The organism is Streptomyces herbicida, from assembly GCF_032656585.1.
Classification (GTDB): domain Bacteria; phylum Actinomycetota; class Actinomycetes; order Streptomycetales; family Streptomycetaceae; genus Streptomyces; species Streptomyces herbicida.
The window spans coordinates 107,284-132,747 of the sequence record NZ_JAUYWJ010000019.1; the positions used below are offsets into that span (position 1 = coordinate 107,284).

A 25,464-nucleotide genomic window follows, 5' to 3' on the forward strand; every position below is an offset into this window, starting at 1 on the left:
CCGTCAGGGTGCCACCCATGCGTACCGGTGCTCGGGACGCCCCGTGTCGCCGTACCTCAGTGAGAGGCGGAGTCGGCCCGCCTGTTCCAGATGGCGGAGGTAGCGCTGGGCGGTGGAGCGGCTCAGACCGGTCTCGGCGGCGACCTCGTGGGCGGACAGCGGGTGCTCGGCGCGGTGCAGGACGCCGCAGATGAGGTCCGTGGTGGGCTCTGAGTGGCCACTGGGCAGGCCGGGTGCGTTCGGCGCGGGCGCGGTCCGCAGCGCGCCGAAGATGCGGTCGACCTGCTCCTGTCCGGTCAGGCCCCGGTCACCGACCCGGTCGACGGTGCGGCGCAGGGCGGCGTAGGAGTCCAGGCGGGTGCGCAGGGCGGCGAAGGTGAACGGCTTGACCAGATAGTGCAGGGCTCCCAGCCGCATCGCCTTCTGCACGGTCGTCACATCGCTGGCCGCCGTGATCATGATGACGTCGGTGCCGTGGCCCTGTTCCCGCATGAGGTGGACGAGTTCGAGGCCGGTCCGGTCCGGCAGGTAGTGGTCGAGCAGCACCAGGTCGATGCCCCCGCGCTCCACGGTGGCCAGGGCCTGGGCAGCGCTGTGCGCGCGGGCGGCCACCCGGAAGCCGGGAACCTTTCCCACGTACTTGGCGTTTATCTCGGCGACACGGAAGTCGTCGTCCACGACCAGGACGTCAATCATCAGGCCTCTCCTTCAAGGCCGGCGAGCGTTAAGCCCGTGTTTCGTGCTCCGCAGTTGTAGCGCGAGCAAAATGAGCACAACAGGCCCTTGCGAGCAAAAGAACGGCTTGCGCCCAGAAGACTGCTGCTGTGGCCCGGGCCACACCTACCGTCCCGGGCCATGAGCGCAGACACCAGCCCCGCCATCCGGTTGCGGGGCGCGAGCAAGATCTTCAAGACCCCCTCGGGGGGTCTGCACACGGCCGTCCGCGACCTGGACCTCACTGTCGGACGCGGTGAGTTCGTGGCTGTGGTCGGCCCGACCGGTTGCGGTAAGTCGACCACGTTGACCCTGGTCAGCGGGCTGGAGGAGCCCACCGAGGGTGAGGTGCTGGTGGCTGGGCGGCCGGTCTCCGGCGTCGGTGACAAGGTCGGCTTCGTCTTCCAGCAGGACGCCACCTTCCCCTGGCGCTCGGTCCTGTCCAACGTCATGGCGGGCCCCCGCTTCCGGGGCGTGCCGAAGGCGGAGGCCAAGGAGAAGGCCCGCGAGTGGCTGGCCCGGGTCGGGCTCGCCGCGTTCGAGGACCGCTATCCGCACCAGCTCTCCGGCGGACAGCGCAAGCGCGTCGCTCTCGCCGCCACCTTCGTCAACGACCCCGAGATCCTGCTGATGGACGAGCCCTTCTCCGCGCTCGACGTGCAGACCCGGGCACTGATGTCGGACGAGCTCCTGGAACTGTGGGAGGGCACTGGCGCCTCGGTCGTCTTCGTCACCCACGACCTGGAGGAGTCCATCGCGCTGGCCGACAAGGTCGTCGTGATGACCGCCGGACCCGCGACCGTGAAACAGGTCTTCGACATCGACCTGCCCCGGCCGCGCAAGGTCGAGTCGGTGCGTCTGGAGCCCCGGTTCATCGAGATCTACCGCGAGATCTGGGAGTCCCTCGGCGAAGAGGTCCGCATCACCCGCGAAAGGGGTGCCGCCCATGTCGCCTGAGGTCATCACCACGCCCGTCGTCGACACCGTCAAGGCACCGGGCCGTGCGCAGTCGCGGGCGCAGGCCGCACGCAGACGCAAGATCGTCGTCGCCGGCACTCGTGTGCTGCTCCTGGTCGCCGTACTCGGCCTGTGGGAGGCGCTGTCCCGTGCCGGTGTCATCGATCCGTTCAACTTCTCGATGCCGTCGAAGATCTGGGACCAGATCTACACCTGGATCATGCACGGGACCGCGCAGGGCTCCCTCGGCGAGCAGATCTGGTACACGCTCCATGAGGCTCTGCTCGGCTGGATCATCGGTGTCGTCGCCGGTGTGGTCTTCGGTATCGCCCTCGGGCGGATCGCCTTCCTGGCCGATGTCCTTGGTCCATACATCAAGGTGCTCAACTCCATCCCCAGGATCGTCCTCGCCCCGATCTTCGTGATCTGGTTCGGCCTGGGCCCGGCCTCCAAGGTCGCGTCGGCCGTGGTGCTGGTGTTCTTCCCGGTGTTCTTCAATGCCTTCCAGGGCGCCCGTGAGGTCGACCGCAACCTGGTCGCCAACGCCCGGATCCTCGGTGCCAGTGATCGCAGGGTGACCCTTCAGGTGGTCATCCCGTCGGCCACCTCCTGGATCTTCACCAGCCTCCACGTCAGCTTCGGCTTCGCCCTCATCGGCGCCATCGTCGGCGAGTACATCGGCGCCACCAAGGGCATCGGCCTGCTCGTCGCCCAGTCGCAGGGCACCTTCAACGCCGCCGGCGTCTACGCCGCGATGGTGATCCTCGCCGTCGTCGCACTCTTCGCCGAGGGCCTGCTGACCTTCGCCGAGCGCCGCATCTTCCGGTGGAAGCCGACCGGTTCGGACAGCTGATCCGACCCGCACGGCGAACCCGCTTCGCCCGGCGGACGCCCTTCGCCCAGCGACCGGCTCCGGCCGGCTGAACGGCCCCCCGCAGACCCTTCTTTCATCCCCGCACCGCCCTCTCACAAGGACGTGAACCGCCATGCGCAAGTCCGCCAGATACGCATCGCTCGCCGCCGTCGGCCTGCTCGCCCTCTCCTCGCTCACCGCGTGCGCCAATGACGCGGCCAGCACGGCCTCCACCGGCTCCGGGAGCAAGGGCGACGGCAAGGGCACCAAGGTCAAGATCATGGTCGGTGGCCTGGACAAGGTCATCTACCTGCCGGCGATGCTCACCCAGCGGCTCGGCTACTTCGACGCCGAGGGCCTCGACGTGGAGCTGCTCAGCGAGCCCGCCGGCGTCCAGGCGGAGACCGCGCTCGTCTCCGGCCAGGTCCAGGGCGCCGTCGGCTTCTACGACCACACCCTCGACCTCCAGGTGAAGGGCAAGGCAGTCGAGTCCGTCGTGCAGTTCTCGCACGCCCCCGGCGAGGTGGAGGTCGTCTCCACCAAGAAGGCGGGGGACATCACCTCGGCCAAGGACTTCAAGGGGAAGAAGCTCGGCGTCACCGGTCTCGGTGCCTCGACCGACTTCCTCACCAAGTACCTCGCGGTCAAGAACGGCGTGAAGACCAGCGAGTTCACTCCGGTCGCCGTGGGTGCGGGCCCGACGTTCATCTCCGCCCTGCAGCAGGGCTCGATCGACGCAGGCATGACGACCGACCCGACCGTCGCCACGATCCTGGACAAGAAGGCGGGCAAGATCCTCCTCGACATGCGGACCCCCGAGGGCTCGCAGGAGGCACTGGGCGGTCCGTACCCGTCGTCAAGTCTGTACATGCAGACGGACTGGGTGAACAGCCACAAGGACACCGTCCAAAAGTTGGCCAATGCATTCGTCAAGACGCTCAAGTGGATGTCCACCCACAGCGCGGACGAGATCGCGGCCAAGATGCCCGCCGACTACTCCCAGGGCAACAAGACGCTCTACGCGGAGGCCATCAAAAGCACCCTTCCGATGTTCACCGACGACGGTGTGATGCCCACGAACGGCCCCGAGACCGTCGAGAAGGTCCTCAAGGCGTTCAACCCCACCATCAAGAACGCCACGGTGGACCTGAGCAAGACGTACACGACCGAATTCGTCGAGAAGGCTGCGAAGCAGGCCGGCTGACGGACGTATCGGCCGCGGTCAGACGCGGGTCGCCCACACGTAACGGTGTTCCGGGCGGCCCGCGTCGCCGTACTTGAGGGTCAGCCGGGCCCGTCCCGTACGCTCCAGGAGCTTCAGATAGCGCTGGGCGGTCTGCCGGCTCACCCCGGTCCGCTCGGCGATCTCCTGGGCCGACAGCGGGCCTTCGGCGTTCATCAGGGACTGCCGCACCAACTCGGCGGTGGTGCGGGAGTGGCCCTTGGGCAGTCCCGGCTCCGACGGCACGGACAGCGCGCCGAAGATACGGTCCACCTCCGCCTGTTCGGCCTCGCCGCCGCCGTCCAGAGTGCGGCGCAGCTGCGCATACGCCTCCAGCTTGGCCCGCAGGCCCGCGAAGGCGAACGGCTTGACCAGGTACTGCAGGGCGCCGTGCCGCATCGCCGCCTGCACGGTCGACAGGTCCCGGGCCGCCGTGACCATGATGACGTCGGTCTGGTGGCCGCGTCGGCGCATCTCCCGGACGACCGCGAGGCCGGTTTTGTCGGGCAGGTAGTGGTCCAGGAGGACCAGGTCGAGCCGCGGTAGCTCCTCCATCCGGCGCAGCGCCTCGGCCGCGGTGTGCGCCTCGCCGGCCACATGGAAGCCCGGCACCTTCTCGACGTAGGCGGCGTTGACCCGGGCGACCCGCGTGTCGTCGTCCACGACCAGGACCTCGATCATCACGCCTCCTCCTCGTCAGCGTTCGCCACGGATGCGGTGAGTGCCGGCGCCAGGTCCGGCTCGGTCAGGGCCTCCGGCAGTACGACCGTGAACTCGGCGCCCCCGCCGTCCGCCTCGCTCACCGTGGCGCTCCCGCCCTGCCGCTCGGCGAGCCGGCGCACCAGGGAGAGCCCTATGCCGCGTTTGCCGTGCGCGGGCGGCTTCTTGGTGGACCACCCCTCGGTGAAGACCACTTCCCGCTGCTCCGCCGGTATGCCGGGACCCGTGTCGCGTACCCGTAGGACGGCGGTACGCCCCTCGGCGCGCAACTCCACCTCCACGCGCGCGTGCGGAGTGCCCGCGACGGCGTCGAGCGCGTTGTCCACCAGATTGCCCACGACGGTGACCAGGCCCCTGGGGTCGATCACCCGGTCCGGGAGCCGGGTGCGGTCCGAGACCCAGAGAGCGACCCCGCGCTCGGCCGCGACGGTCGCCTTGCCGACCAGCAGGGCGGCGAGCAGCGGGTCCTGGATCTTCTCGGTGACCTGTTCCGCGGTGACCCGGTGGGCGCCGACCACCTCTCCGACGAACTCCACGGCGTCGTCGTACATCTCCAGTTCCAGCAGGCCCAGCAGGGTGTGCATACGGTTGGCGTGCTCGTGGTCCTGGGCGCGCAGGGCGTCGATGAGGCCCCGCGTGGAGTCGAGTTCGCGGCCGAGCTGCTCCAGTTCGGTGCGGTCGCGCAGAGTGGCCACCGCGCCGCCGTCGTCGGTGGGCATGCGGTTGGCGACCAGGACCCGCTGGCCTCTCACGGTGAGCAGGTCGGTGCCCGTCACCCGGCCGGCCAGGACGTCCGTCGTACGGCCCGCCCCCAGCGCCTCGTCCGGCGTCCGGCCGACGGCCTCGTCACCGATGCCCAGCAGCCTTCGTGCCTCGTCGTTGAGCAGACGTATGCGGCCGGTGCGGTCGAGGGCGACGACGCCCTCCCGGATGCCGTGCAGCATCGCCTCGCGCTCCGCGAGCAGCGCCGAGATGTCCGAGAAGGCCAGGTCCCGGGTCTGCCGCTGGACCCGCCGGGAGATCAGCCAGGCGGCCAGCGCGCCGACCGCGAGCGCGCCGCCCGCGTAGGCGAACAGCCCCGGGATCGCGCTGATGAGCCGGGCCCGCACGCTGTCGTACGCGATGCCCACCGAGACCGCCCCGACGATCCGGTGGTCGGCGTCGTACAGCGGCACCTTGCCGCGGGCGGAGCGGCCCAGGGTGCCGGTGTCGATCTCCATGACCTGCTTGCCGGCCAGGGCCTCCTTGGGGTTGGTCGAGACCTTCAGGCCGATCTGCCGCGGGTTCGTGTGCGACCAGCGGATGCCCCGCAGGTCCATCACCACGATGTACTCGGCGTGGGTGGCGTGCCGGATGCGCTCCGCCTCCCGCTGCACCGGGCCGCCGGCGGTCGGCGGGGTGTCCTGGAGATCCGTCGCGACCTGCGGATCCTGGGCGGTGGTCTGTGCGATCGCCAACGCACGCCGCATGGCCTCGTTGTCGAGCTGCTTGCTCAGCGGCGCCAGGAACAGCCCGGTCGCGAGCACCGCGACTCCCGCGGCGATCGCCACCTGCATCAGCAGCACCTGGGAGAACACCCGCCGCGGCAGACCGAGGCGCAGACGGCGTGCGGGGGGAGTGGGGCTCATGCCCACGAAGGTACGTGGACGGGCGCGCCCTGCCGTAGGGGGTGTGGCGTGGATCTCTTGACCGGATCTTGGAAAGCCGGGTGGGCCTTGCTCCGGCGACGTCGTCAGCTCGCCAGGGCCGTCGTCGTCAGCTCGTGCACCGCCACCACGTCCATCCGGGCCGGGGTACCGAGCACCGACGCCCCGCAGCTCTCAGGGCGGGGCGGCAGCGAGGCGCCCTGGGCCACGGTGACGCGCCACCGGCGGCCGTCGACATGGGCCACGGTCACCTCCCAGCGCGGCGCCCCGCCGTCTGTCCGTTCGACGCGCAGCGTGCCCGCCGTGTACTCGTCGGCGGCCGTGCGCACGGCCAGTTCGGCCGCCTGGCCGGGCCGTTCCCAGGCCGAGCACCCGCGGCAGCCCTCGACGACGACACGGCCCTCCCGGACGCCGTGCAGGACCTCCTTGACGGCGTGCGCCTCGGCCCTGCCGTACGCGTAGCCGTACGGCAGCACGAGCACGGTCGGCGAGAAGCGATGACCACCCAGATGGGTGACCTCCCAGGTGTCTCGCACGCCGGACGCGGCGAGCTCGGCCGCGAGGGGGCGGCCCAGCAGGGCGCAGCAGCGGTCGCGCTTGCCGTTGGTGCACACGAGCGCCAGCGGGCCGTCCGGGTGCGCCCGGGCGCGCAGTGCCACGTCGAACGAACGGTGGTCACCCGCGCCGAGGGCGGCGAAGTCGAGGGCGCGCAACTGTTCCGGGTCGCAGGTCGTGGCGCTGCGCAGCCAGGTGTTCCCGGGAACGGTGTGGGCGGCGTAGACCTGCCGCATGGCGGGCCTGCCGAGGTCGGCGTGCCGTCCGGGACGCCGGATCAGCGCGATCCGCACGCCGGTTCCCTCGGCGGCCGCCTCCAGGGCGCGCCCCAGAGCGGGGTCCAAGTGGCTCGACGTGAGCGCTTTGGCACCCCAAGGTCCGGGCTGTTCCAGCAGCAGCCATGTCGTCGCAGTGGCCGCCGTACCGGAGACGGGCTCTTCGAGGCTCCGGGAGACGGTCGCACACCTACTCACAGAGGTGAGCCTAACCTGACTTTCCTCGGAGTGACTTCCAGTCGTGCTGGTGTGCTACTCCGGCAGGGCTTGAGGCGGTCTCGGTCCCACGTAGTGTCCGCTGGGCCGCATGCGCAACGGGCGTTCCCCGTACTCCTCCAGGGCGTGGGCGATCCAACCCGCCGTCCGCGCCACGGCGAAGATCGTCTCGCCCGCCGTGGCGGGCATGCCGGAGGACACGGTGAGCACGGCGAGGGCCAGGTCGACATTCGCGTGCAGCGGGGTGTGGCGGGCAGTGGTGGCGACGACGTCGCGGGCCGCGAGCAGGGCGGGCTCCGCGCGCGGGACCCGCTCCAGGAGGGCGAACAGGGCACGCGCGCGTGGGTCCTCGCCCGCGTAGAGCCGGTGGCCGAGGCCGGGGATGCGGCGGCCCGCGCGGAGTTCGTCCGCGATCACCGGTACCGCGGTGCCCCGCTCGAGCACGTCCAGCAGCATCCGGTGGGCGAGCCCGCTGGCCGCGCCGTGCAACGGGCCCTCGATCACGCCGAGTCCGGCCGAGACGGCCGCATACGCGTGGGCGCGGGCCGAGGCGGCGACTCGCACCGCGAGCGTCGAGGCGGCCAGGTCGTGGTCGACGAGGAGGGCGAGTGCCGTGTCCAGGGTGCGCAGTGACGCCTCGTCGGCCTCGCGCCCGGTCAGCCGGCCCCACAGACGGTGGGCCAGCGGGCCCTCGTCGTGGTGGTGGGCGTACGGCTGGGGCGGCAGGGCGGCGACCAGTGTGGGGATCAGGACGCGCGCGGTGCCGAGCACGGCCTCCTCGGACAGGTCGAAGCGCAGCGGGTCCTCCGCCGCCGCGGCGATCGCCGCGACCCGCAGCCGGTCGGTGGGCGCGGTGTGTTCGGGCAGGGCGTCCACGGCGCGGCGGACGACGGCGGCGACGGCCTCCGGCGCGGTGAAGGTGACGCCGGGGCGCATCCGCCCGGTCCACAGCCACTCGGCGACCTCCTCGTAGGAGTGCTCGGCGGCGAGCCGGGTGGCGTCCACGCCCCGGAAGAAGTACCGGTCCTTGTCGATCAGCGTGATGCGGGTGCGTACGGACAGTTCGCCGCCGGAGCCCGAACTCACGCTGCTCTCCCGCCTGTTGCGCCGGGCGAGGGCCTCCACCTCCTTGGCGTCGAAGGTGCTGCCGCGGCCGCCGGGCTCGCGCCTGCTGGTGAGCTGACCGCGGCTCACATACGCGTACACGGTCTCCGGCTTCACGCCGAGCGCTTCGGCGGTCTCCTTGGTGCTCAGCCTCTGCCCGGGACGGCCGGAAGCCGGTTCTTGATCGCGCATGGGGGTCACCGTAGTCGCCTCCCGGCATATTGACTGGATCAACATTGACAGAAGAACAGTCAAGCATTGACAGTGGAATCAAGTCCAGGGAGGAGAACCATGTCCATCAACAGGGCCGCGGCCACCCTTGTCGACGTGCCACGCGGACTCGCGGGCGTCGTTGTCACCGACACCGAACTCGGTGACGTCCGGGGGCTCGAGGGCTTCTACCACTACCGCCAGTACTCGGCCGTCGAACTCGCGCGGACCCGGGGCTTCGAGGACGTCTGGCATCTGCTGGTACACGGCGAACTGCCGGACGCCGAGCGGCGCACCGCCTTCACCGCCCGGACCGCGGCGCTGCGGCGCCTGCCGGACGAGGTCCGGGCAGCCCTGCCCGCCGTCGCCACGGCGAGCCGCACGTCCGGCCCGCTGGCCGCGCTGCGCACGGCACTGTCGTTGGTGGGCGCGGCGAAGGGATTCCGGCCGGTGTACGACATCGACGCGGACCGGCGCCGCGCGCACGCCCTCGCCGCCTGCGCGGCCGTACCGACCCTGCTCACCGCGCTGTACCGGCTCGGGCAGGGGCTCGACCCGGTGGAGCCGCGCGAAGACCTGTCGTACGCGGCCAACTACCTCTACATGCTCACGGGCGTGGAACCGGATCCCCGGCGGGCCCGGGCGATCGAGCAGTACTTGATCTCGACCATTGATCACGGCTTCAACGCGTCAACCTTCACGGCCCGGGTCGTCGCCTCGACGGGCGCGGATGTGGCGGCGTGTCTCGTGGGAGCGGTGGGTGCGCTGTCCGGGCCGCTGCACGGGGGTGCGCCCAGCCGCGCGCTGGACACCCTGGACGAGATAGGGACCCCGGACCGGATCGACTCCTGGATCAGGGGCCGCGTTCTCGCCGGTGACCGCATCATGGGCTTCGGGCATGCCGTCTACCGTACGGAGGACCCCCGTTCGCGGATGCTCCGGGACATCGCCCGGGGGTTCGGCGGCCCGCGCGTCGACTTCGCCGTCGAGGTCGAGCACCATGTCGAGGCGATCCTCGCCGAGCTGAAGCCCGGGCGCGAACTTCACACGAACGTCGAGTTCTACGCGGGCGTGGTCATGGAACTGTGCGGCCTGCCACGCGAGATGTTCACCCCCACCTTCGCCGCGGCCCGCGTGGTGGGCTGGAGCGCCAACATCCTGGAGCAGTCCCAGGACTCGAAGATCATCCGCCCGACGGCCCGCTATGTGGGGCCGGAGCCGCCGGCTGCGGTGCCGGCCGCAGGATGACGCAAGTCCGGCTGTGCTGTGGGCGGCGGAGCATCCGCCCACAGCGTCCCGAGGTCAAGCGGAGCCGGAAAAATTAACCCGCTTGCCGAGGGATAACAGGCACCTCAAGCGCACCGGAATCGATATCTTGTCGCTGGCCCCTCTCCGGGCGCTCCGGCGAACACCCTTGCGCTCGGAGAGCGCGCTCCGACGGAACCACTTCGGAAAGTCAGCTCGGAGGACACACCCATCCCTCTGAGCCATAAGGCGGTAGCTTTCCGTGAAGATCGTGCGACGTGTAGGGGCTTCTCCTCGGGAGCGCGGCAGTGCCACAGGGCAGACGTGCCCCGACATCTTCGAGCTGAGCAATGGCGATTTCGCCGTGATCGGGCGCGAAGCGACCGCGCAACTCGATCCGGAGCTCCCGTCGGACGCCGTACGAGCCGACTATGAGCGGATCGTGATCATCACCCGCGAGACCCTCGTCAGAGCCAAGCGGGACATTCCCGACTCCTGACCCCCTGCGGTGGCGGACGAAGCCCCCTTGGGTCACGAAGTCCCCTGGGGTCATGAGGATTCCTCAGGGGGCTCGCCCACGACCCACCACTCGTCCGTGTCGGCATCGACGAGTTCCTGCACCAAGTCGTCCATCATCCGGCCCAGGGCGAACTCCTCCGACGTCTCGGGCAGGCTCTTGCGATGGTGGCGGGTCGCCTCCCAGTACTCGCGGAACACCTTGTTCTGGCACATGACCCGGAGATGGCCGTAGAGCTCCGCCCGGGTCATTGCCCCGATCCGGTGGAAGTACAGGGCGTTGATGTAGAGCGCATTGGCGAAGAGGAACTGGCGCTGCTTCTCCAGCGGCACGGCGGTTTCGTAGGTGTCCAGCACGGCGGCCAGGGCGGGATCGTCCATAGCCTTGCAGATCAGGTCGAAATGGAGCCGGTGCTGCTGGGCGAGGACAGCCCTTCTGCGGTGACGTGCGCTCCGTGTGCTGATGGAGTCGGTGACGGCTGCAAGCTTTGCTTTGGCAGCCGAAACGATCCTCCCTATCCCTGAACTCTGTGTGGCCATGTCAACCCCCGGATCAGGCGGCCGTCCGCCGGTCGTCGGGGTGCGGGTCGACTGGAGGGGACCGGCGAGCGGTGGGCGGCGCTTGCCGTCTCCCAGAGTGTGCCGAGCGGCTCTGATCGGCGGGGAGGCGGAGAGGCGGCGCACGGAGGGAAGCGAGGGTCGCACGCTCCGGCGCCTGCCCATCGTCTGCCCCGCAAGAGGTGCTAACAATCGTTCACTTCGCGGTGTTTCTTCCCGCTCGTATCCTGAGTCGGCATTCAATCGTCGTTCGTGCGCCGGACCGAGAGCCGGTGCACGCGTCCGCGTGAGAGAGGTCGCAGAGTGGGGCACAGCCGAGGTCCGCAGCAGATCCCGGTCGTCGTACTGGCCGGATTCCTGGGCTCGGGGAAGACCACGCTCCTCAATCATCTGCTGCACCGCAGTGGAGGCAGCCGCATCGGGGCGATCGTCAACGACTTCGGCGCCATCGAGATCGACGCGATGGCCGTGGCCGGTGCACTCGGCGACTCGACGGTCTCCCTGGGCAACGGGTGCCTGTGCTGTGCCGTCGACGCGAGCGAACTGGATCTGTATCTGGAGCGGCTCGCCAACCCGTCCGCCGGCATCGACGTCATCGTCGTCGAGGCCAGCGGACTCGCCGAACCCCAGGAGCTCGTGCGGATGGTGCTCGCCAGCGAGCATCCCCGGATCGTGTACGGCGGACTCGTCGAGGTCGTCGACGCCGCCGAGTTCGGCACCACCCGGCAGCAGCACCCCGAGATCGACCGGCACCTCGCCCTCGCCGACCTGGTCGTGGTCAACAAGCTCGACCGGGTGGCCGATGCCGAGCGTGTGCTCGGGATCGTCGGCTCGCTCACCGACCGCGCCGCCGTCGCCCCCGCCACCTATGGGCGCATCGACCCGGAATTCCTCTTCGACTGCAGGCCGAGCGAGGAGCGCGTCGGCCAGCTCTCCTTCGACGACCTGCACGACCACGACAGCGAGGACGAGCACGCCGGGCATCTGCACACGGCGTACGACAGCCTGTCCTTCGTCTCCGATGTCCCCCTCGACCCCCGCCGGCTGATGGAGTTCCTCGACAGCCGGCCCGAGGGGCTCTACCGCATCAAGGGATACGTCGACTTCGGGCCCCACGACGCCCTGAACCGCTACGCCGTCCACGCCGTCGGGCGTTTCCTGCGCTTCTACCCGCAGCCCTGGACGCCCGCCGAAGCACGCCTCACGCAGCTCGTCCTGATCGGCTCCGGCATCGACACCGCCACCCTCGCCAAGGAACTGGAGGCGTGCAGGAACGACGCCCCACACGCCGACGAGCACGGCATGTGGGGCGTCCTGCGCTACGTACGGGACCCCGATGAAGAGGTCCCGTCGGTCTAGCCGGAAGAGCGGACCGGTCGGCTAGAAGACCGGGCCCGCCACCACCGACACGGTCTTCGCCAGCGAGGTGCCCGAGCCGTCCCGGCGCGGGTCGAGTTCCGGGAGCTCGACCGGGGTGCCGTTCTTCTGCGCCGCCCGTGCCGGGGCCGCGCCCGCCCAGGCCAGGGACAGGCAGTCCTCGCCCTTCAGGAACCGCTGGCAGCGCACACCACCCGTGGCACGGCCCTTGCGCGGGTACTGGTCGAACGGGGTCAGCTTGGCGGTCGTCTGGACCGAGTCGTCCAGCGTGCCGCGCGAGCCCGCGACGGTGAAGACCACCGCGTCCACCGCCGGGTCGACCGCCGTGAAGGAGATCACCTTCACGCCATCGGCGAGTTTGATGCCCGTCATACCGCCCGCCGGCCGGCCCTGGGGACGGACCTGGGACGCCTGGTAGCGCAGCAGCTGCGCGTCGTCCGTGATGAACACCAGGTCCTCCTCGCCGGTGCGCAGCTCCACCGCGCCGACGATCCGGTCGCCCTCCTTGAGCGTGATGACCTCCAACTCGTCCTTGTTGGAGGGGTAGTCGGGCACCACACGCTTGACGACGCCCTGTGCCGTGCCGAGCGCGAGGCCCGGGGACGACTCGTCGAGCGTGGTCAGGCAGACCACCGTCTCGTCGTCCTCCAGGGTGACGAACTCCGCGATGGGCGCCCCTCCGGCGAGGTTCGGCGCCGCCGCCGTCTCCGGCAGCTGCGGGAGATCGACCACGTTCACCCGCAGCAGGCGGCCCGCCGACGTCACCACGCCCACCTCGCCGCGCGCCGTGGCCGGCACCGCCGAGACGATCACGTCGTGCTTGGCGCGCTTGGCCTCGGCGTCCTGCACGAAGGGCTCGCCGTTCACGGTGCGGGCCAGCAGACCCGTCGACGACAGGAGCACCCGGCACGGGTCGTCCGCCACCTGCAGCGGCACGGCCGTCGCCGGGGCGCCCGACGACTCCAGCAGGACCGTACGCCGCTCGGTGCCGAACTTCTTGGCCACTTGGGCCAGTTCGGCGGAGACCAGCTTGCGCAGCTCGGCGTCCGACTCCAGGATCCGGGTCAGCTCGGCGATCTCCGCGTTGAGCCGGTCCTTCTCCGACTCCAGCTCGATGCGGTCGTACTTGGTGAGGCGGCGCAGCGGCGTGTCGAGGATGTACTGGGTCTGGATCTCCGACAGCGAGAAGCGCTGCATCAGGCGCTCCTTCGCCTGCGCGCTGTTCTCGCTGGAGCGGATCAGACGGATGACCTCGTCGATGTCCACGAGGGCGGTGAGCAGGCCCTCCACCAGGTGCAGCCGGTCGCGGCGCTTGCCGCGGCGGTACTCCGAGCGGCGGCGCACGACCTCGAAGCGGTGGTCGAGGTAGACCTCGAGGAGCTCCTTGAGGCCCAGCGTGAGCGGCTGGCCGTCCACCAGGGCCACATTGTTGATGCCGAAGGACTCCTCCATCGGCGTCAGCTTGTAGAGCTGCTCCAGGACCGCCTCCGGCACGAAGCCGTTCTTGATCTCGATGACCAGACGCAGGCCGTGCGCGCGGTCCGTGAGGTCCTTGACGTCCGCGATGCCCTGCAGCTTCTTCGCGTTGACCAGGTCCTTGATCTTGGTGATGACCTTCTCCGGGCCGACCGTGAAGGGCAGCTCGGTGACGACGAGGCCCATGCGGCGCGCCGTCACGCTCTCCACCGCCACCGTGGCGCGGATCTTGAACGTGCCGCGGCCCGTCTCGTACGCGTCCCGGACCCCGGAAAGGCCGACGATCCGGCCGCCGGTGGGCAGGTCGGGCCCCGGAACGTACTTCATCAGCGTGTCCAGGTCCGCGTTCGGGTGGCGGATCAGATGCCGGGCGGCCGCGACGACCTCGGCGAGGTTGTGCGGCGGCATGTTCGTGGCCATGCCGACCGCGATGCCCGAAGCGCCGTTCACCAGCAGGTTCGGGAACGCGGCGGGCAGGGCGACCGGCTCCTGCTCCTGGCCGTCGTAGTTGGGGGCGAAGTCGACCGTGTCCTCGTCGATCGACTCGGTCATCAGGCTCGTGGCCTCGGCCATCCGGCATTCGGTGTACCGCATGGCGGCCGGCGGGTCGTCGTTGCCCAGCGAGCCGAAGTTGCCGTGTCCGTCGACCAGCGGGACGCGCATGGAGAACGGCTGGGCCATGCGCACCAGGGCGTCGTAGATCGACGCGTCGCCGTGCGGATGGAGCTTGCCCATCACGTCGCCGACGACACGCGCGCACTTCACGTAGCCGCGGTCGGGGCGCAGGCCCATCTCGTTCATCTGGTAGACGATCCGGCGGTGCACCGGCTTGAGGCCGTCACGGGCATCCGGCAGGGCACGCGAGTAGATGACCGAATACGCGTATTCGAGGTAGGAGCCCTGCATCTCGTCCACGACGTCGATGTCGAGGATCTTCTCCTCGTACGAGTCGTCGGGCGGCGGGGTCTTCGTGCTGCGGCGGGCCATCGCTGCCGGCTCCTCTTTTCTGGTCGCTCGCCTACGGGTCGGTCACGTCGGTGTCGACGCACCCCTTCGGCTCACTCTTTCCGAAGCGTGAACGGGTCTGATCGGACCATTGTGGACCGCGGTACTGACAAGCCGGGCCAGGACCCGGTGCCCGCGGCCCTTCCCGGTGGCACGGGGCGCCGGAGGAGCCGCCCCGCGGCACGACTCCCGCAGGCTACGCGATCCGCTGTGGGCGTACGTCCGGCGGGAACTTCACCGAGGCTCCGGCCGCTTGCATACAGTGGCAGGACCGGCAGGAACACCGCGGTTTCACGACCGCTTCCGCGATCGAAGGGACGTACATGCCCATGGGTCACACGACCAAAGCCGAGGCAGGCTCCGGGGGCCTGGCAGCGACCGAGCACCGCCTGGCCAACGGTTTGCGCGTGGTGCTCTCCGAGGACCACCTGACCCCGGTCGCGGCGGTGTGCCTGTGGTACGACGTCGGCTCCCGCCACGAAGTCAAGGGCCGTACCGGCCTGGCTCACCTTTTCGAGCACCTGATGTTCCAGGGCTCTTCACAGGTGAAGGGCAACGGTCACTTCGAGCTCGTGCAGGGCGCCGGCGGCTCGCTCAACGGCACCACCAGCTTCGAGCGCACCAACTACTTCGAGACCATGCCCGCCCATCAGCTGGAGCTCGCCCTCTGGCTGGAGGCCGACCGCATGGGTTCGCTGCTGGCCGCCCTGGACGACGAGTCCATGGAGAACCAGCGGGACGTCGTCAAGAACGAGCGCCGGCAGCGCTACGACAACGTTCCGTACGGCACCGCCTTCGAGAAGCTGACCGCCCTCGCCTACCCGGAGGGCCACCCGTACCACCACACGCCGATCGGCTCGATGGCCGACCTGGACGCGGCCACGCTGGAGGACGCGCGGCGGTTCTTCCGGACGTACTACGCGCCGAACAACGCCGTGCTCTCCGTGGTCGGCGACATCGACCCGCAGCAGACCCTCGCCTGGATCGAGAAGTACTTCGGCTCGATCCCCTCCCACGACGGCAAGCCCGAGCCCCGCGACGGCTCGCTGCCGGAGGTGATCGGCGAGCAGCTGCGCGAGGTCGTCGTGGAGGAGGTTCCGGCCCGCGCGCTGATGGCCGCCTACCGGCTCCCGCAGGACGGCACGCGCGCGGCCGACGCCGCCGACCTGGCGCTCACCGTCCTGGGCGGCGGCGAGTCCTCCCGCCTGTACAACCGGCTCGTGCGCCGCGACCGTACGGCCGTTGCGGCCGGGTTCGGCCTGCTGCGGCTGGCCGGGGCGCCCTCCCTGGGCTGGCTGGACGTGAAGACCTCCGGCGACGTCGAGGTGCCGGTCATCGAGACCGCCATCGACGAGGAGCTCGCCCGCTTCGCGGAGCAGGGCCCCACTCCCGAGGAAATGGAGCGCGCCCAGGCCCAGTTGGAGCGCGAGTGGCTGGACCGGCTCGGCACGGTCGCGGGCCGCGCCGACGAGCTGTGCCGGTTCGCGGTCCTGTTCGGCGACCCGCAGCTCGCCCTGACCGCCGTCCAGCGTGTCCTCGAGGTGACGCCGGAGGAGGTGCAGGAGGTGGCCAAGGCCCGCCTGCGCCCGGACAACCGCGCGGTGCTCGTCTACGAGCCGCTGTCCGCCGAGTCCGCGGAGCACACCCAGGACGAGGACTTCCCCGAGGACCCGGAGTCGGAAGCCACCGTGGAAGCGTCCACCGCCGACCAGAACGACGACGAGGAGGCGGCCAAGTGACCGAGCTCGCCGCGATGGAGTTCCACCCCCAGCCCCGTGCGGGCGAGGCGAAGCCGTGGGCCTTCCCGGCCCCCGAGCGCGGCACGCTGGACAACGGTCTGACCGTGCTGCGGTGCCACCGCCCCGGCCAGCAGGTCGTCGCCGTCGAGGTGCTCCTGGACGCGCCGCTGGACGCCGAGCCGGCCGGCTTCGACGGCGTCGCCACGATCATGGCGCGGGCCTTCTCCGAAGGCACCGACAGGCACTCCGCCGAGGAGTTCGCCGCCGAGCTGGAGCGCTGCGGCGCGACCCTGGACGCGCACGCAGACCACCCGGGCGTCCGACTGAGCCTGGAGGTCCCCGCCTCCCGCCTCGGCAAGGCCCTCGGCCTGCTCGCCGACGCCCTCAGGGCACCCGCGTTCGACGAGAGCGAGGTGGAGCGGCTGGTGCGCAACCGCCTCGACGAGATCCCGCACGAGCTGGCGAACCCGTCCCGCCGTGCCGCCAAGGAGCTCTCGAAGGAGCTGTTCCCGGCGACCGCGCGCATGTCGCGCCCGCGCCAGGGCACCGAGGAGACGGTCGAGAAGATCGACGCGGCGGCCGTCCGCGGCTTCTACGACCGGCACGTCCGGCCCGCCACGGCCACCGCCGTGGTCGTCGGCGACCTCACCGGCATCGACCTGGACGCACTGCTCGGCGAGACCCTGGGCGCCTGGAACGGCTCGACGGCGCAGCCGCGGCCCGTGCCGCCGGTGACCGCCGACGACACCGGCCGGGTCGTCATCGTGGACCGCCCCGGAGCCGTCCAGACGCAGCTGCTCATCGGCCGGGTCGGCGCGGACCGGCATGACCGTGTGTGGGCCGCCCAGGTGCTCGGCACGTACTGCCTCGGCGGCACCCTCACCTCCCGCCTGGACCGCGTCCTGCGCGAGGAGAAGGGCTACACCTACGGTGTGCGCTCGTTCGGGCAGGTCCTCAGGTCCGCCCCGGACGGCACGGGTGCCTCGATGCTCGCCATCAGCGGCTCCGTGGACACCCCGAACACCGGTCCCGCGCTGCAGGACCTGTGGGCGGTGCTGCGCAAGCTCGCCGAGGAGGGCCTCACCGATGCCGAGCGCGACGTCGCGGTGCAGAACCTCGTGGGGGTCGCGCCGCTGAAGTACGAGACGGCGGCGGCCGTGGCGAGCACGCTGGCCGACCAGGTCGAGCAGTATCTGCCGGACGACTACCAGGCGACGCTGTACCGGCAGCTCGCCGCCACCGGCACCGTGGAGGCCACCGCCGCGGTGGTCAACGCGTTCCCGGTGGACCGTCTGGTGACGGTCCTGGTGGGCGACGCCGACCAGATCAAGGAGCCGGTCGAGGCGCTCGGCATCGGCGAAGTCACCGTCGTCTCCGCCGAGTAGGGGCACACGCGCGTGGGTTCTGACGGCCGACGGGTCGTCAGGACCCACGCACGTTTCTCCAGGATGTCCGAATTGGTGCGGAGGTTGCCTGTCTGCCCTGTGGGATGCGCTACAAAATCCGGGTTCGGGTTGGGGATTGAAAGGCCGCCCGCATAGCGTCGTCCAGGCTGTTCGTCGGGCAGTGCGCCGCACCCGCGGCACCGGACAGCCATCGCCGAGTCCCCGTACGGCGCGAGCCAGGGGAGCCGGGGACCCATAGCAGTCCCTGGGGTGAATCGGACGCCCGCGCGTGCAGCGAGGGGGTCCGTAGGAGACCTTCCTGCTCCGAACCCGTCAGCTAACCCGGTAGGCGAGAGGGAAGGAAAGGACCAGCCACTACATGGCGTTCACTCGCGCCACCGGGAAGCACCGCCGTCCCGGCCGGATGCACCGCACCACCGCCCGCGCCGCGGGCGTCGCGGCCCTCGCCACCACGGGCGCCATCGGCAGCCTCGCGGCCTCTCCGGCGCTCGCCGCCGAGCCCGCCCCCGCGGACACCGGCCTCACGCCCGTCATCACCATGGGCGACTCGGTCGCCGAGCAGATCGACGCCCAGGCCGCGGCCCAGGAGCAGGCCGCCGAGCAGAAGGCGGCCGAGGAGGCCGCACGCAAGAAGGCCGTCGCGCTGGCGGAGAAGGAGCGCGAGGCCAAGGCGCGCGCCGCCCGCGAGGCCGAGCGCAAGCGGCTCAACGCCTTCGTGACGCCGATCGCGAACTCCTACGTCTCCACCGGCTACAAGACCGGCGGGTCCCTGTGGTCCTCCGGCTCGCACACCGGCATCGACTTCCACGCCTCCAGCGGCACCGCCGTCCACGCGGTCGGCTCCGGCACGGTCGTGTCGACCGGCTGGGGCGGGGCGTACGGCAACCAGATCGTGATCAGGATGGCGGACGGCATGTACACCCAGTACGGCCATCTGTCGTCCATCGGCGTCTCCGTGGGCCAGAAGGTCGTCCCCGGTCAGCAGATAGGCCTGTCCGGCGCGACCGGCAACGTCACCGGGCCGCACCTCCACTTCGAGGCCCGGACGACCCCGGAGTACGGCTCGGACGTCGACCCCGTCGCCTACCTCCGCAAGCACGGCGTGAACGTCTGACGGCACGGCGCACCGCTTCCCGAAGCCCCGGCTCCTCGAGCCGGGGCTTTCGCCGTTTCGGCCGCGCCGCTGTCCAAAAAATATCCATGGATTCCTGCACGCCATCGGAAATTCCCGCTCATTGCAATAGAGTCACGGAACACACGTCAATCGGCGACGTTTCACGGGGATTAAAGCGGAGGTCGGTCATGCGTATTCCGGCGAGCTCGGTATGCACGGCGATCAGGGACGACATCGTCGCCGGTGTCTACGAGCGCGGCGGCCGCCTCACCGAGGAACTCCTCGCACGCCGCTACGGCGTCTCGCGCGTCCCCGTCCGCGAGGCACTGCGCACCCTGGAGGCCGAGGGCTTCGTGGTGACCCGGCGGCACGCGGGCGCGTGCGTCGCCGAACCGACCGAGCAGGAGGCCGCCGATCTGCTGGAGATGCGCATGCTGCTGGAGCCGCTCGGAGCCTCCCGGGCCGCGCAGCGGCGCACCGAGGCTCATCTCAAGGTGCTGCGCGGCCTGGTCAGGCTGGGCCAGGAGCGGGCCAGGCGGGGCAACAGCGAGGATCTGCGCTCCCTGGGCGGCTGGTTCCACGAGACGCTCGCGCAGGCCTCCGGCAGTCACGCCCTGACCTCGATGCTGACCCAGCTGCGGCACAAGATCGCCTGGATGTACACGGTGCAGGCGCCTGCCAACCCGGTGGAGTCCTGGACGGAGCACGGCGCCATCGTGGACGCGGTGGCGCGCGGCGACGGCGAGCGCGCGCGGGCGATCACGGCACTGCACACCGAGCGCGCGACGTCCGCACACCGATTGCGCTTTTCCGGCGGCGCGGACCGCTCGGACCGTGTGAGGACTTCGCAACATGCCGTAAACATGTCGGGCCTGCGGCATTAACACGAGCGCCGTATACAAAGAGGAGATATTCGTCGGCGGTCTATTTCCGCTGCCCTGATTTCCGGGCGCCCGCTATTTCCATGAGAATACGGCGAAGCCGCGCCGCCCGAAAGGGCTGACGCGGCTCCGGCGCTCGGCGCGGTGACTCAGACGGTCTCGGGCAATTCCTCGAGACCCTCGGAGACCAGCTTGGCGAGACGGTCGAGGGCGGCGTCCGCACCCTCGGCGTCGGAAGCGAGGACGATCTCCTCGCCGCCCTGGGCGCCCAGCCCGAGGACGGCCAGCATGGAGGCCGCGTTGACGGGGTTGCCGTCGGCCTTGGCGATCGTCACGGGGATGCCGGAGGCCGTGGCGGCCCGGACGAAGATGGAGGCGGGGCGGGCGTGGAGGCCCTCGGCCCAGCCGACGTTGACGCGGCGCTCAGCCATGTGATGCTGCCCTTCACTGTTTCAGGGTTGTCTAGACCAGTTTCCCACATCGTGAAGCATGCCCGGAGCGGGCCTGTGTTCCGCTCCGGAGGTGACGTCGGACCTCGGCCTCGATCCGACTTCCGTCCTCCACAGACTGCCTCGCCCCGTTGTCCGACGCGAGCCGTACTCTGGGGCCCATGCAGACCTCGGCGGGCCGGCAGGACCGGCACGAGTACCCCGCTCACTGGGAGGCGGACGTAGTGCTGCGCGACGGGGGTACCGCGCGCATCAGGCCCATCGCCGTTGATGACGCAGACCGCCTGGTCAGCTTCTACGAGCAGGTCTCGGACGAGTCGAAGTACTACCGCTTCTTCGCCCCGTATCCACGACTGTCCGCCAAGGACGTCCACCGCTTCACGCACCACGACTTTGTGGACAGGGTGGGACTCGCGGCCACCATCGGCGGCGAATTCATCGCAACCGTACGCTATGACCGCATTGGCGCCGACGGCATGCCCGCCTCCGCCCCCGCCGACGAGGCCGAGGTCGCCTTCCTCGTGCAGGACGCGCACCAGGGGCGCGGCGTCGCCTCCGCCCTCCTCGAACACATCGCGGCCGTCGCGCGCGAGCGAGGCATCCGCCGGTTCGCCGCCGAGGTGCTGCCCGCCAACACCAAGATGATCAAGGTGTTCACGGACGCCGGCTACACCCAGAAACGCAGCTTCGAGGACGGCGTCGTACGCCTGGAGTTCGACCTCGAACCCACCGACCGCTCGCTCGCCGTGCAGCGCGCGCGGGAGCAGCGCGCGGAGGCGCGGTCCGTACGGCGGCTCCTCGCGCCCGGCTCCGTCGCGGTCGTCGGCGTCGGCCGCACACCCGGCGGAGTGGGCCGCGGCGTTCTCGGCAACATCCGGGACGCCGGGTTCACCGGCCGCCTGCACGCCGTGAACAAGGCCTTTGCGGGCGAGTTGAAGGAGATCGACGGCGTGCCCGCCCACCGCTCGGTGCGGGACATCGACGGCCCCGTCGACCTCGCGGTCGTCGCCGTACCGGCCGAACGGGTGCCCGAGGTGGTCGCCGAGTGCGGGGAACACGGCGTGCAGGGGCTCGTCGTACTCTCCGCCGGATACGCGGAGAGCGGGCCCGAGGGCCGCGAGCGGCAGCGTGAACTCGTCCGGCACGCGCGCGCGTACGGCATGCGGATCATCGGGCCCAACGCGTTCGGGATCATCAACACTTCGGAGGAAGTGCGGCTCAACGCGTCCCTGGCGCCGGAGCTGCCCCGCCCCGGCCGGATCGGGCTCTTCGCCCAGTCCGGGGCGATCGGCATCGCGCTGCTGTCCCGGCTGCACCGGCGCGGCGGCGGGGTCACCGGGGTCACGGGCGTGTCCACCTTCGTCTCGTCCGGCAACCGCGCGGACGTCTCCGGCAACGACGTCATCCAGTACTGGTACGACGACCCCGACACCGACGTCGTCCTCATGTACCTGGAATCCCTCGGCAATCCGCGCAAGTTCACCCGCCTCGCCCGGCGGACCGCCGCCGCCAAGCCGCTGGTCGTGGTGCAGGGGGCGGGGTCCGCTCCACAGGGCCACGCGGTACGGGCCACGCGATTGCCGCACGCGACGGTCTCCGCGCTGCTGCGGCAGGCCGGGGTGATCCGGGTCGACACGATCACCGAGCTGGTGGACGCGGGTCTGCTGCTCGCCCGGCAGCCACTGCCCGGCGGGCCGCGGGTGGCGATCCTGGGGAACTCCGAGTCCCTGGGGCAGCTGACGTACGACGCGTGCCTCTCCGAGGGGCTGCGCCCGCACCGGCCTCTGGACCTGACGACGGCCGCCACCGCGGAGGACTTCCGGCGGGCGCTGTCCCAGGCGCTGGCCGACGACTCGTGCGATGCGGTGGTCGTGACGGCCATACCGGCCATCGGGGAGGGGTCGCCCGGGGACGCGGCGCTGGCCGAGGCACTGCGGTCCGCCGCCGCTGCCGCTCCTTCCAGACCGGTGCTCGTCGTGCACGTGGAGCTCGGCGGGCTTGCGGAGGCGTTGTCGGCCGCGACCAGCACGGCACCGAACCGCTCCGCGGAACGCACGCCCGCCGCGGAAGCGGCACAGCCGTCCCCGAGCCCGGTACCTGTTCACGCGGACACCGCCGGGAACGGCTCCCGCCTCATCCCCGCCTACCCCGCCGCGGAGCGGGCCGCCCGGGCCCTCGCCGAAGCCGTGAAGTACGCGCAGTGGCGACGCGAGGCCGCCGATCCTGGCCGGGTGCCCGAGTACGACGACATCGACGAGAAGGGCGCCGCGGAGCTGATCGGCGGGCTCCTCGCGCGCGGGCAGGGACTCACGCTCGGGTCGGAGGAGACCTGCGAGCTGCTCGGGAAGTACGGCATCCACGTCCGCCGCGCACTGCCCGCCCCCACCCCCGACACCGCCGCCGAGGCCGCCCGGGCCCTCGGCTACCCGGTCGCCCTCAAGGCCACCGCCCCCCATCTGCGCCACCGCGCCGACCTGGGCGGGGTCCGGCTCGACCTGGCGGACGAGGAACAACTGCGCAGGGCGTACGCCGAGTTGACCGAGCTGTTCGGGAAGCCGGAGGGGCTGCGGCCCGTCGTGCAGGCGATGGCACCCCGGGGTGTCGACACCGTCGTACGGGCCGTGATCGATCCGGCGGCCGGGGCCGTGCTGTCCTTCGGGCTCGCCGGAGCCGCCTCCCAGCTGCTCGGTGACATGGCGCACCGGCTGGTCCCGGTCACCGACCGGGAGGCGACCTCCCTGGTGCGGTCGATCCGGACCGCGCCGCTGCTGTTCGGCTGGCGCGGGTCGACCCCGGTCGACACACCCGCCCTCGAGGAGCTGCTGCTGCGCGTGTCCCGGCTGGTCGACGACCACCCCGAGGTCGTCGCCGTGACCCTGGAGCCGGTCGTCGTCGCCCCGCACGGCGTGAGCGTCCTCGGCGCCACCCTGCGGCTCGCGCCGCCGCCCGCCCGTGACGACCTCGGCCCGCGCACGTTGCCGGCCTACTGAGCGTGGGAGGGGGACCGCATGGAGATCGCCGGACGGGAGCTGCCCGACGGCAGCTGGTGGGACCGGGAAGTGATCGTCCGGGACGCGGGGCAGCTCCGACTGGCCGCCGGGCACGACCTCACCTGGCACCACGGCCTGGAGCTGGTCTTCGTCGCCCCGGTCTTCGTGTCCTGCCCGCTCGACTTCCAGGACCCCGTCTTCCGCCCGCCCACCGCCGAGGAGACGGCACGTCTCGCGCGGACGCTCGGCGAAACACCGCCCCTCGTGGTCGCGTTCGAAGCGGACGCAGGCGGCGCTGAACCCGTCTCCTGTCCGATCGCCGCGGAACGGCTGGACATCTTGCCCGGGCTCGTCCACCGGCACCCGCGCGCGGGTGCCCACATCGCCCCGGCCGCACGCGACTGGCCCGGACCCCCCTTGCCCACGGATTAGGATGGACGTCATGGCCAAGACCAGTACGACGACCCAGGGGCTGCGCGCGGCGATCGAGCGCAGCGGCTACTACCCGGCCCTCGTGGCCGAGGCGGTGGAGGCCGCTGTGGGCGGCGAGCCCATCCGGTCGTACCTGGTCCACCAGGAGACGACGTTCGACCAGAACGAGGTGCGGCGGCATGTGACCGTGCTCGTCCTCACCGGCAACCGCTTCATCGTGAGCCACACCGACGAGCAGGCCGCCGACAGCACCTCCCCGACGCCGTACGCCACGACGTCCACGGAGTCCGTGAAGCTCGGCCGGATCTCGTCGGTCGTGGTCAGCCGTGTGGTCGCCAACCCGGAGCAGTACGCGCCGGGCACGCTGCCCCGCGAGGTCGTGCTGACCATCGGCTGGGGTGCCGTCTCCCGCATCGACCTGGAGCCCGCCGCCTGCGGCGACCCCAATTGCGAGGCCGACCACGGCTACACGGGCAATTCGACGGCGGACGACCTGAGCCTGCGCGTCAGCGAGGCCGGGGACGGCCCGGAGACGGTGCGTCAGGCACTCGCCTTCGCGCAGGCCATCTCCGAGGCGACAGCGGACGTCACAAGCTGATGGCGTACCCCGCCGCCTGGGACCACCCGGAACCGCTCGCCCTCGGCACCGCCCCGCTCCCCGAGTACGGCAGCGGCTCGCTCGCCGACCTCCTGCCCACCCTGGCCGCCGGCATGGCCGTACCGGGCATGACCGCCGGGATCCAGGAACTGACCGCGGCCGACCGCAACTGTGTCTTCCTGATCGACGGCCTCGGCTGGGAGCAGTTGAGGGCCCACCCGGACGAGGCCCCCTTCATGACCTCGCTGCTCGCGAGTTCGCGCGGGGGCACGGGACGCCCGATCACCGCCGGCTACCCGGCGACCACCGCGACCTCGCTGGCCTCCGTGGGCACGGGCCTGCCGCCCGGCGCGCACGGTCTGCCCGGATACTCGGCCCGTAACCCGGAGACCGGTGAGCTGATGAACCAGCTCCGCTGGCAGCCGTACACCGACCCGCGTGCCTGGCAGCCGTACCCCACCGTCTTCCAGCTGGCCCACGAGGCGGGCGTGCACGCCGCCCAGGTGTCGTCCCCCGCCTTCCAGAACACCCCGCTGACCAAGATCGCGCTCAGTGGCGGAACGTTCCACGGACGGCTGACCGGCGAGGACCGCATGGACATTGCGGCCGGGCAACTGGCCGCCGCCGACCGCTCCCTGGTGTACACGTACTACGCCGAGCTGGACGGCGCCGGCCACCGCTACGGCGTCGCCTCCGACACCTGGCGCGGCCAGCTCATGTACGTCGACCGCCTCGTTCAGCGGCTGGCCGAGCAGCTCCCGCCGCGCACCGCGCTGTACGTCACCGCCGACCACGGCATGGTCGACGTGCCCACCGACGAGCAGCACCGCATCGACTTCGACGAGGACTGGGAGCTGCGCGCCGGGGTCGCCCTGCTCGGCGGCGAGGGGCGCGCCCGCCATGTCTACGCGCTGCCGGGCGCCGAGAACGACGTCCTCACCTGCTGGCGCGAGGTGCTCGGCGAGCAGTTCTGGGTGGCCTCGCGGGACGAGGCGATCGCGGCGGGGTGGTTCGGCCCCCGGGTCGACGACCGTGTGTACGCACGGATCGGCGATGTGGTCGCGGCCGCCCACGACGACGTCCTGATCATCGCCTCCGAGCGGGAGCCGAAGGAGTCGGCGCTGATCGGCAACCACGGTTCGATGACCCCTGTCGAGCAGTTGGTGCCCCTGCTCGAAGTACGCTCCTGAAGCACCGTCCGCCGTC

22 protein-coding genes and 1 riboswitch are annotated in these 25,464 nt (G+C 70.9%); of the genes, 14 read left to right on the forward strand and 8 right to left on the reverse strand.

The window, feature by feature from the left end; all coding sequences use genetic code 11:
* Positions 1–3: 3 nt before the first annotated feature.
* Positions 4–696, reverse strand: coding sequence for a response regulator (locus tag Q8A52_RS33910; protein WP_316758462.1), 693 nt, complete (start codon positions 694–696; stop codon positions 4–6).
* 159 nt (positions 697–855) lie between these two features.
* On the opposite strand from Q8A52_RS33910, the gene Q8A52_RS33915 reads away from it, so the two are divergent.
* The 3 genes from Q8A52_RS33915 (at position 856) to Q8A52_RS33925 (ending at position 3,728) form a co-directional block, all read left to right on the forward strand.
* Complete coding sequence (locus Q8A52_RS33915) at positions 856–1,671, forward strand: ABC transporter ATP-binding protein (RefSeq protein WP_316758464.1); 816 nt, start codon at positions 856–858, stop codon at positions 1,669–1,671.
* Positions 1,661–2,524, forward strand: a complete 864-nt coding sequence (locus Q8A52_RS33920) for an ABC transporter permease (protein WP_316758465.1) — start codon at positions 1,661–1,663, stop codon at positions 2,522–2,524. The genes Q8A52_RS33915 and Q8A52_RS33920 overlap by 11 nt, the downstream gene beginning before the upstream one ends.
* A gap of 133 nt (positions 2,525–2,657) precedes the next feature.
* Entirely contained in the window at positions 2,658–3,728 is a 1,071-nt protein-coding gene (locus Q8A52_RS33925) for an ABC transporter substrate-binding protein (RefSeq protein WP_316758466.1), read from the forward strand.
* Positions 3,729–3,746: 18 nt separating this feature from the next.
* Here Q8A52_RS33925 and Q8A52_RS33930 read toward each other — a convergent pair whose 3' ends face one another.
* The 4 genes from Q8A52_RS33930 to Q8A52_RS33945 all read right to left on the reverse strand — a co-directional run bounded on the left by Q8A52_RS33930 (position 3,747) and on the right by Q8A52_RS33945 (position 8,454).
* Positions 3,747–4,427, reverse strand: coding sequence for a response regulator (locus tag Q8A52_RS33930; protein WP_316758610.1), 681 nt, complete (start codon positions 4,425–4,427; stop codon positions 3,747–3,749).
* A complete protein-coding gene (locus Q8A52_RS33935) occupies positions 4,427–6,094 on the reverse strand; it encodes a sensor histidine kinase (RefSeq protein ID WP_316758467.1) in 1,668 nt (555 codons plus the stop codon). The genes Q8A52_RS33930 and Q8A52_RS33935 overlap by 1 nt, the downstream gene beginning before the upstream one ends.
* A gap of 104 nt (positions 6,095–6,198) precedes the next feature.
* Positions 6,199–7,140 carry a sucrase ferredoxin gene (locus Q8A52_RS33940; RefSeq protein WP_316758469.1) on the reverse strand — a complete coding sequence of 314 codons (942 nt, stop codon included), beginning with the start codon at positions 7,138–7,140 and terminating at the stop codon, positions 6,199–6,201.
* A 54-nt stretch (positions 7,141–7,194) separates the two neighbouring features.
* A complete protein-coding gene (locus tag Q8A52_RS33945) occupies positions 7,195–8,454 on the reverse strand; it encodes a citrate synthase (RefSeq protein ID WP_316758471.1) in 1,260 nt (419 codons plus the stop codon).
* A gap of 99 nt (positions 8,455–8,553) precedes the next feature.
* Here Q8A52_RS33945 and Q8A52_RS33950 point away from each other — a divergent pair, with 99 nt between their 5' ends.
* Positions 8,554–9,720: a citrate synthase/methylcitrate synthase gene (locus tag Q8A52_RS33950; protein ID WP_316758473.1), complete on the forward strand. Its 1,167-nt coding sequence runs from the start codon at positions 8,554–8,556 to the stop codon at positions 9,718–9,720.
* A 259-nt stretch (positions 9,721–9,979) separates the two neighbouring features.
* Positions 9,980–10,216, forward strand: coding sequence for a hypothetical protein (locus Q8A52_RS33955; protein ID WP_316758475.1), 237 nt, complete (start codon positions 9,980–9,982; stop codon positions 10,214–10,216).
* Positions 10,217–10,266: 50 nt separating this feature from the next.
* Here the strand turns inward: Q8A52_RS33955 and Q8A52_RS33960 are convergent, their stop codons facing one another.
* A complete protein-coding gene (locus Q8A52_RS33960; protein WP_316758477.1) occupies positions 10,267–11,181 on the reverse strand; it encodes a DUF6082 family protein in 915 nt (304 codons plus the stop codon).
* On the opposite strand from Q8A52_RS33960, the gene Q8A52_RS33965 reads away from it, so the two are divergent.
* Positions 11,095–12,150, forward strand: coding sequence for a CobW family GTP-binding protein (locus Q8A52_RS33965; RefSeq protein WP_316758479.1), 1,056 nt, complete (start codon positions 11,095–11,097; stop codon positions 12,148–12,150). The two genes, Q8A52_RS33960 and Q8A52_RS33965, sit on opposite strands and share 87 nt — an antisense overlap.
* Positions 12,151–12,171: 21 nt before the next feature.
* Here the strand turns inward: Q8A52_RS33965 and Q8A52_RS33970 are convergent, their stop codons facing one another.
* A complete protein-coding gene (locus Q8A52_RS33970; protein WP_316758481.1) occupies positions 12,172–14,631 on the reverse strand; it encodes a DNA gyrase/topoisomerase IV subunit A in 2,460 nt (819 codons plus the stop codon).
* Between the two features lie 341 nt (positions 14,632–14,972).
* Between Q8A52_RS33970 and Q8A52_RS33975 the strand changes: the two genes are divergently transcribed.
* From Q8A52_RS33975 to Q8A52_RS33990, 4 genes are all read left to right on the forward strand, one after another.
* Positions 14,973–16,388, forward strand: coding sequence for a M16 family metallopeptidase (locus tag Q8A52_RS33975; RefSeq protein ID WP_316758483.1), 1,416 nt, complete (start codon positions 14,973–14,975; stop codon positions 16,386–16,388).
* Entirely contained in the window at positions 16,385–17,773 is a 1,389-nt protein-coding gene (locus Q8A52_RS33980; RefSeq protein WP_316758485.1) for a M16 family metallopeptidase, read from the forward strand. Before Q8A52_RS33975 ends, Q8A52_RS33980 begins: the two co-directional genes overlap by 4 nt.
* A 202-nt stretch (positions 17,774–17,975) precedes the next feature.
* Positions 17,976–18,140, forward strand: a riboswitch (cyclic di-AMP (ydaO/yuaA leader).
* 12 nt (positions 18,141–18,152) lie between these two features.
* Entirely contained in the window at positions 18,153–18,908 is a 756-nt protein-coding gene (locus tag Q8A52_RS33985) for a M23 family metallopeptidase (RefSeq protein WP_316758487.1), read from the forward strand.
* A gap of 188 nt (positions 18,909–19,096) precedes the next feature.
* Entirely contained in the window at positions 19,097–19,792 is a 696-nt protein-coding gene (locus Q8A52_RS33990; protein WP_316758489.1) for a GntR family transcriptional regulator, read from the forward strand.
* Positions 19,793–19,938: 146 nt separating this feature from the next.
* Here Q8A52_RS33990 and Q8A52_RS33995 read toward each other — a convergent pair whose 3' ends face one another.
* Complete coding sequence (locus Q8A52_RS33995; RefSeq protein ID WP_079309245.1) at positions 19,939–20,220, reverse strand: HPr family phosphocarrier protein; 282 nt, start codon at positions 20,218–20,220, stop codon at positions 19,939–19,941.
* Positions 20,221–20,399: 179 nt separating this feature from the next.
* Between Q8A52_RS33995 and Q8A52_RS34000 the strand changes: the two genes are divergently transcribed.
* The 4 genes from Q8A52_RS34000 to Q8A52_RS34015 are packed head-to-tail and all read left to right on the forward strand — an operon-like array spanning position 20,400 to position 25,448.
* A complete protein-coding gene (locus Q8A52_RS34000) occupies positions 20,400–23,228 on the forward strand; it encodes a bifunctional acetate--CoA ligase family protein/GNAT family N-acetyltransferase (RefSeq protein ID WP_316758494.1) in 2,829 nt (942 codons plus the stop codon).
* An 18-nt stretch (positions 23,229–23,246) separates the two neighbouring features.
* Complete coding sequence (locus tag Q8A52_RS34005; RefSeq protein WP_316758496.1) at positions 23,247–23,660, forward strand: hypothetical protein; 414 nt, start codon at positions 23,247–23,249, stop codon at positions 23,658–23,660.
* 1 nt (position 23,661) lies between these two features.
* Positions 23,662–24,258 carry a DUF5998 family protein gene (locus Q8A52_RS34010; RefSeq protein WP_316758498.1) on the forward strand — a complete coding sequence of 199 codons (597 nt, stop codon included), beginning with the start codon at positions 23,662–23,664 and terminating at the stop codon, positions 24,256–24,258.
* Positions 24,258–25,448 carry an alkaline phosphatase family protein gene (locus Q8A52_RS34015; RefSeq protein ID WP_316758500.1) on the forward strand — a complete coding sequence of 397 codons (1,191 nt, stop codon included), beginning with the start codon at positions 24,258–24,260 and terminating at the stop codon, positions 25,446–25,448. The genes Q8A52_RS34010 and Q8A52_RS34015 overlap by 1 nt, the downstream gene beginning before the upstream one ends.
* The last annotated feature ends 16 nt before the right edge of the window (positions 25,449–25,464 follow it).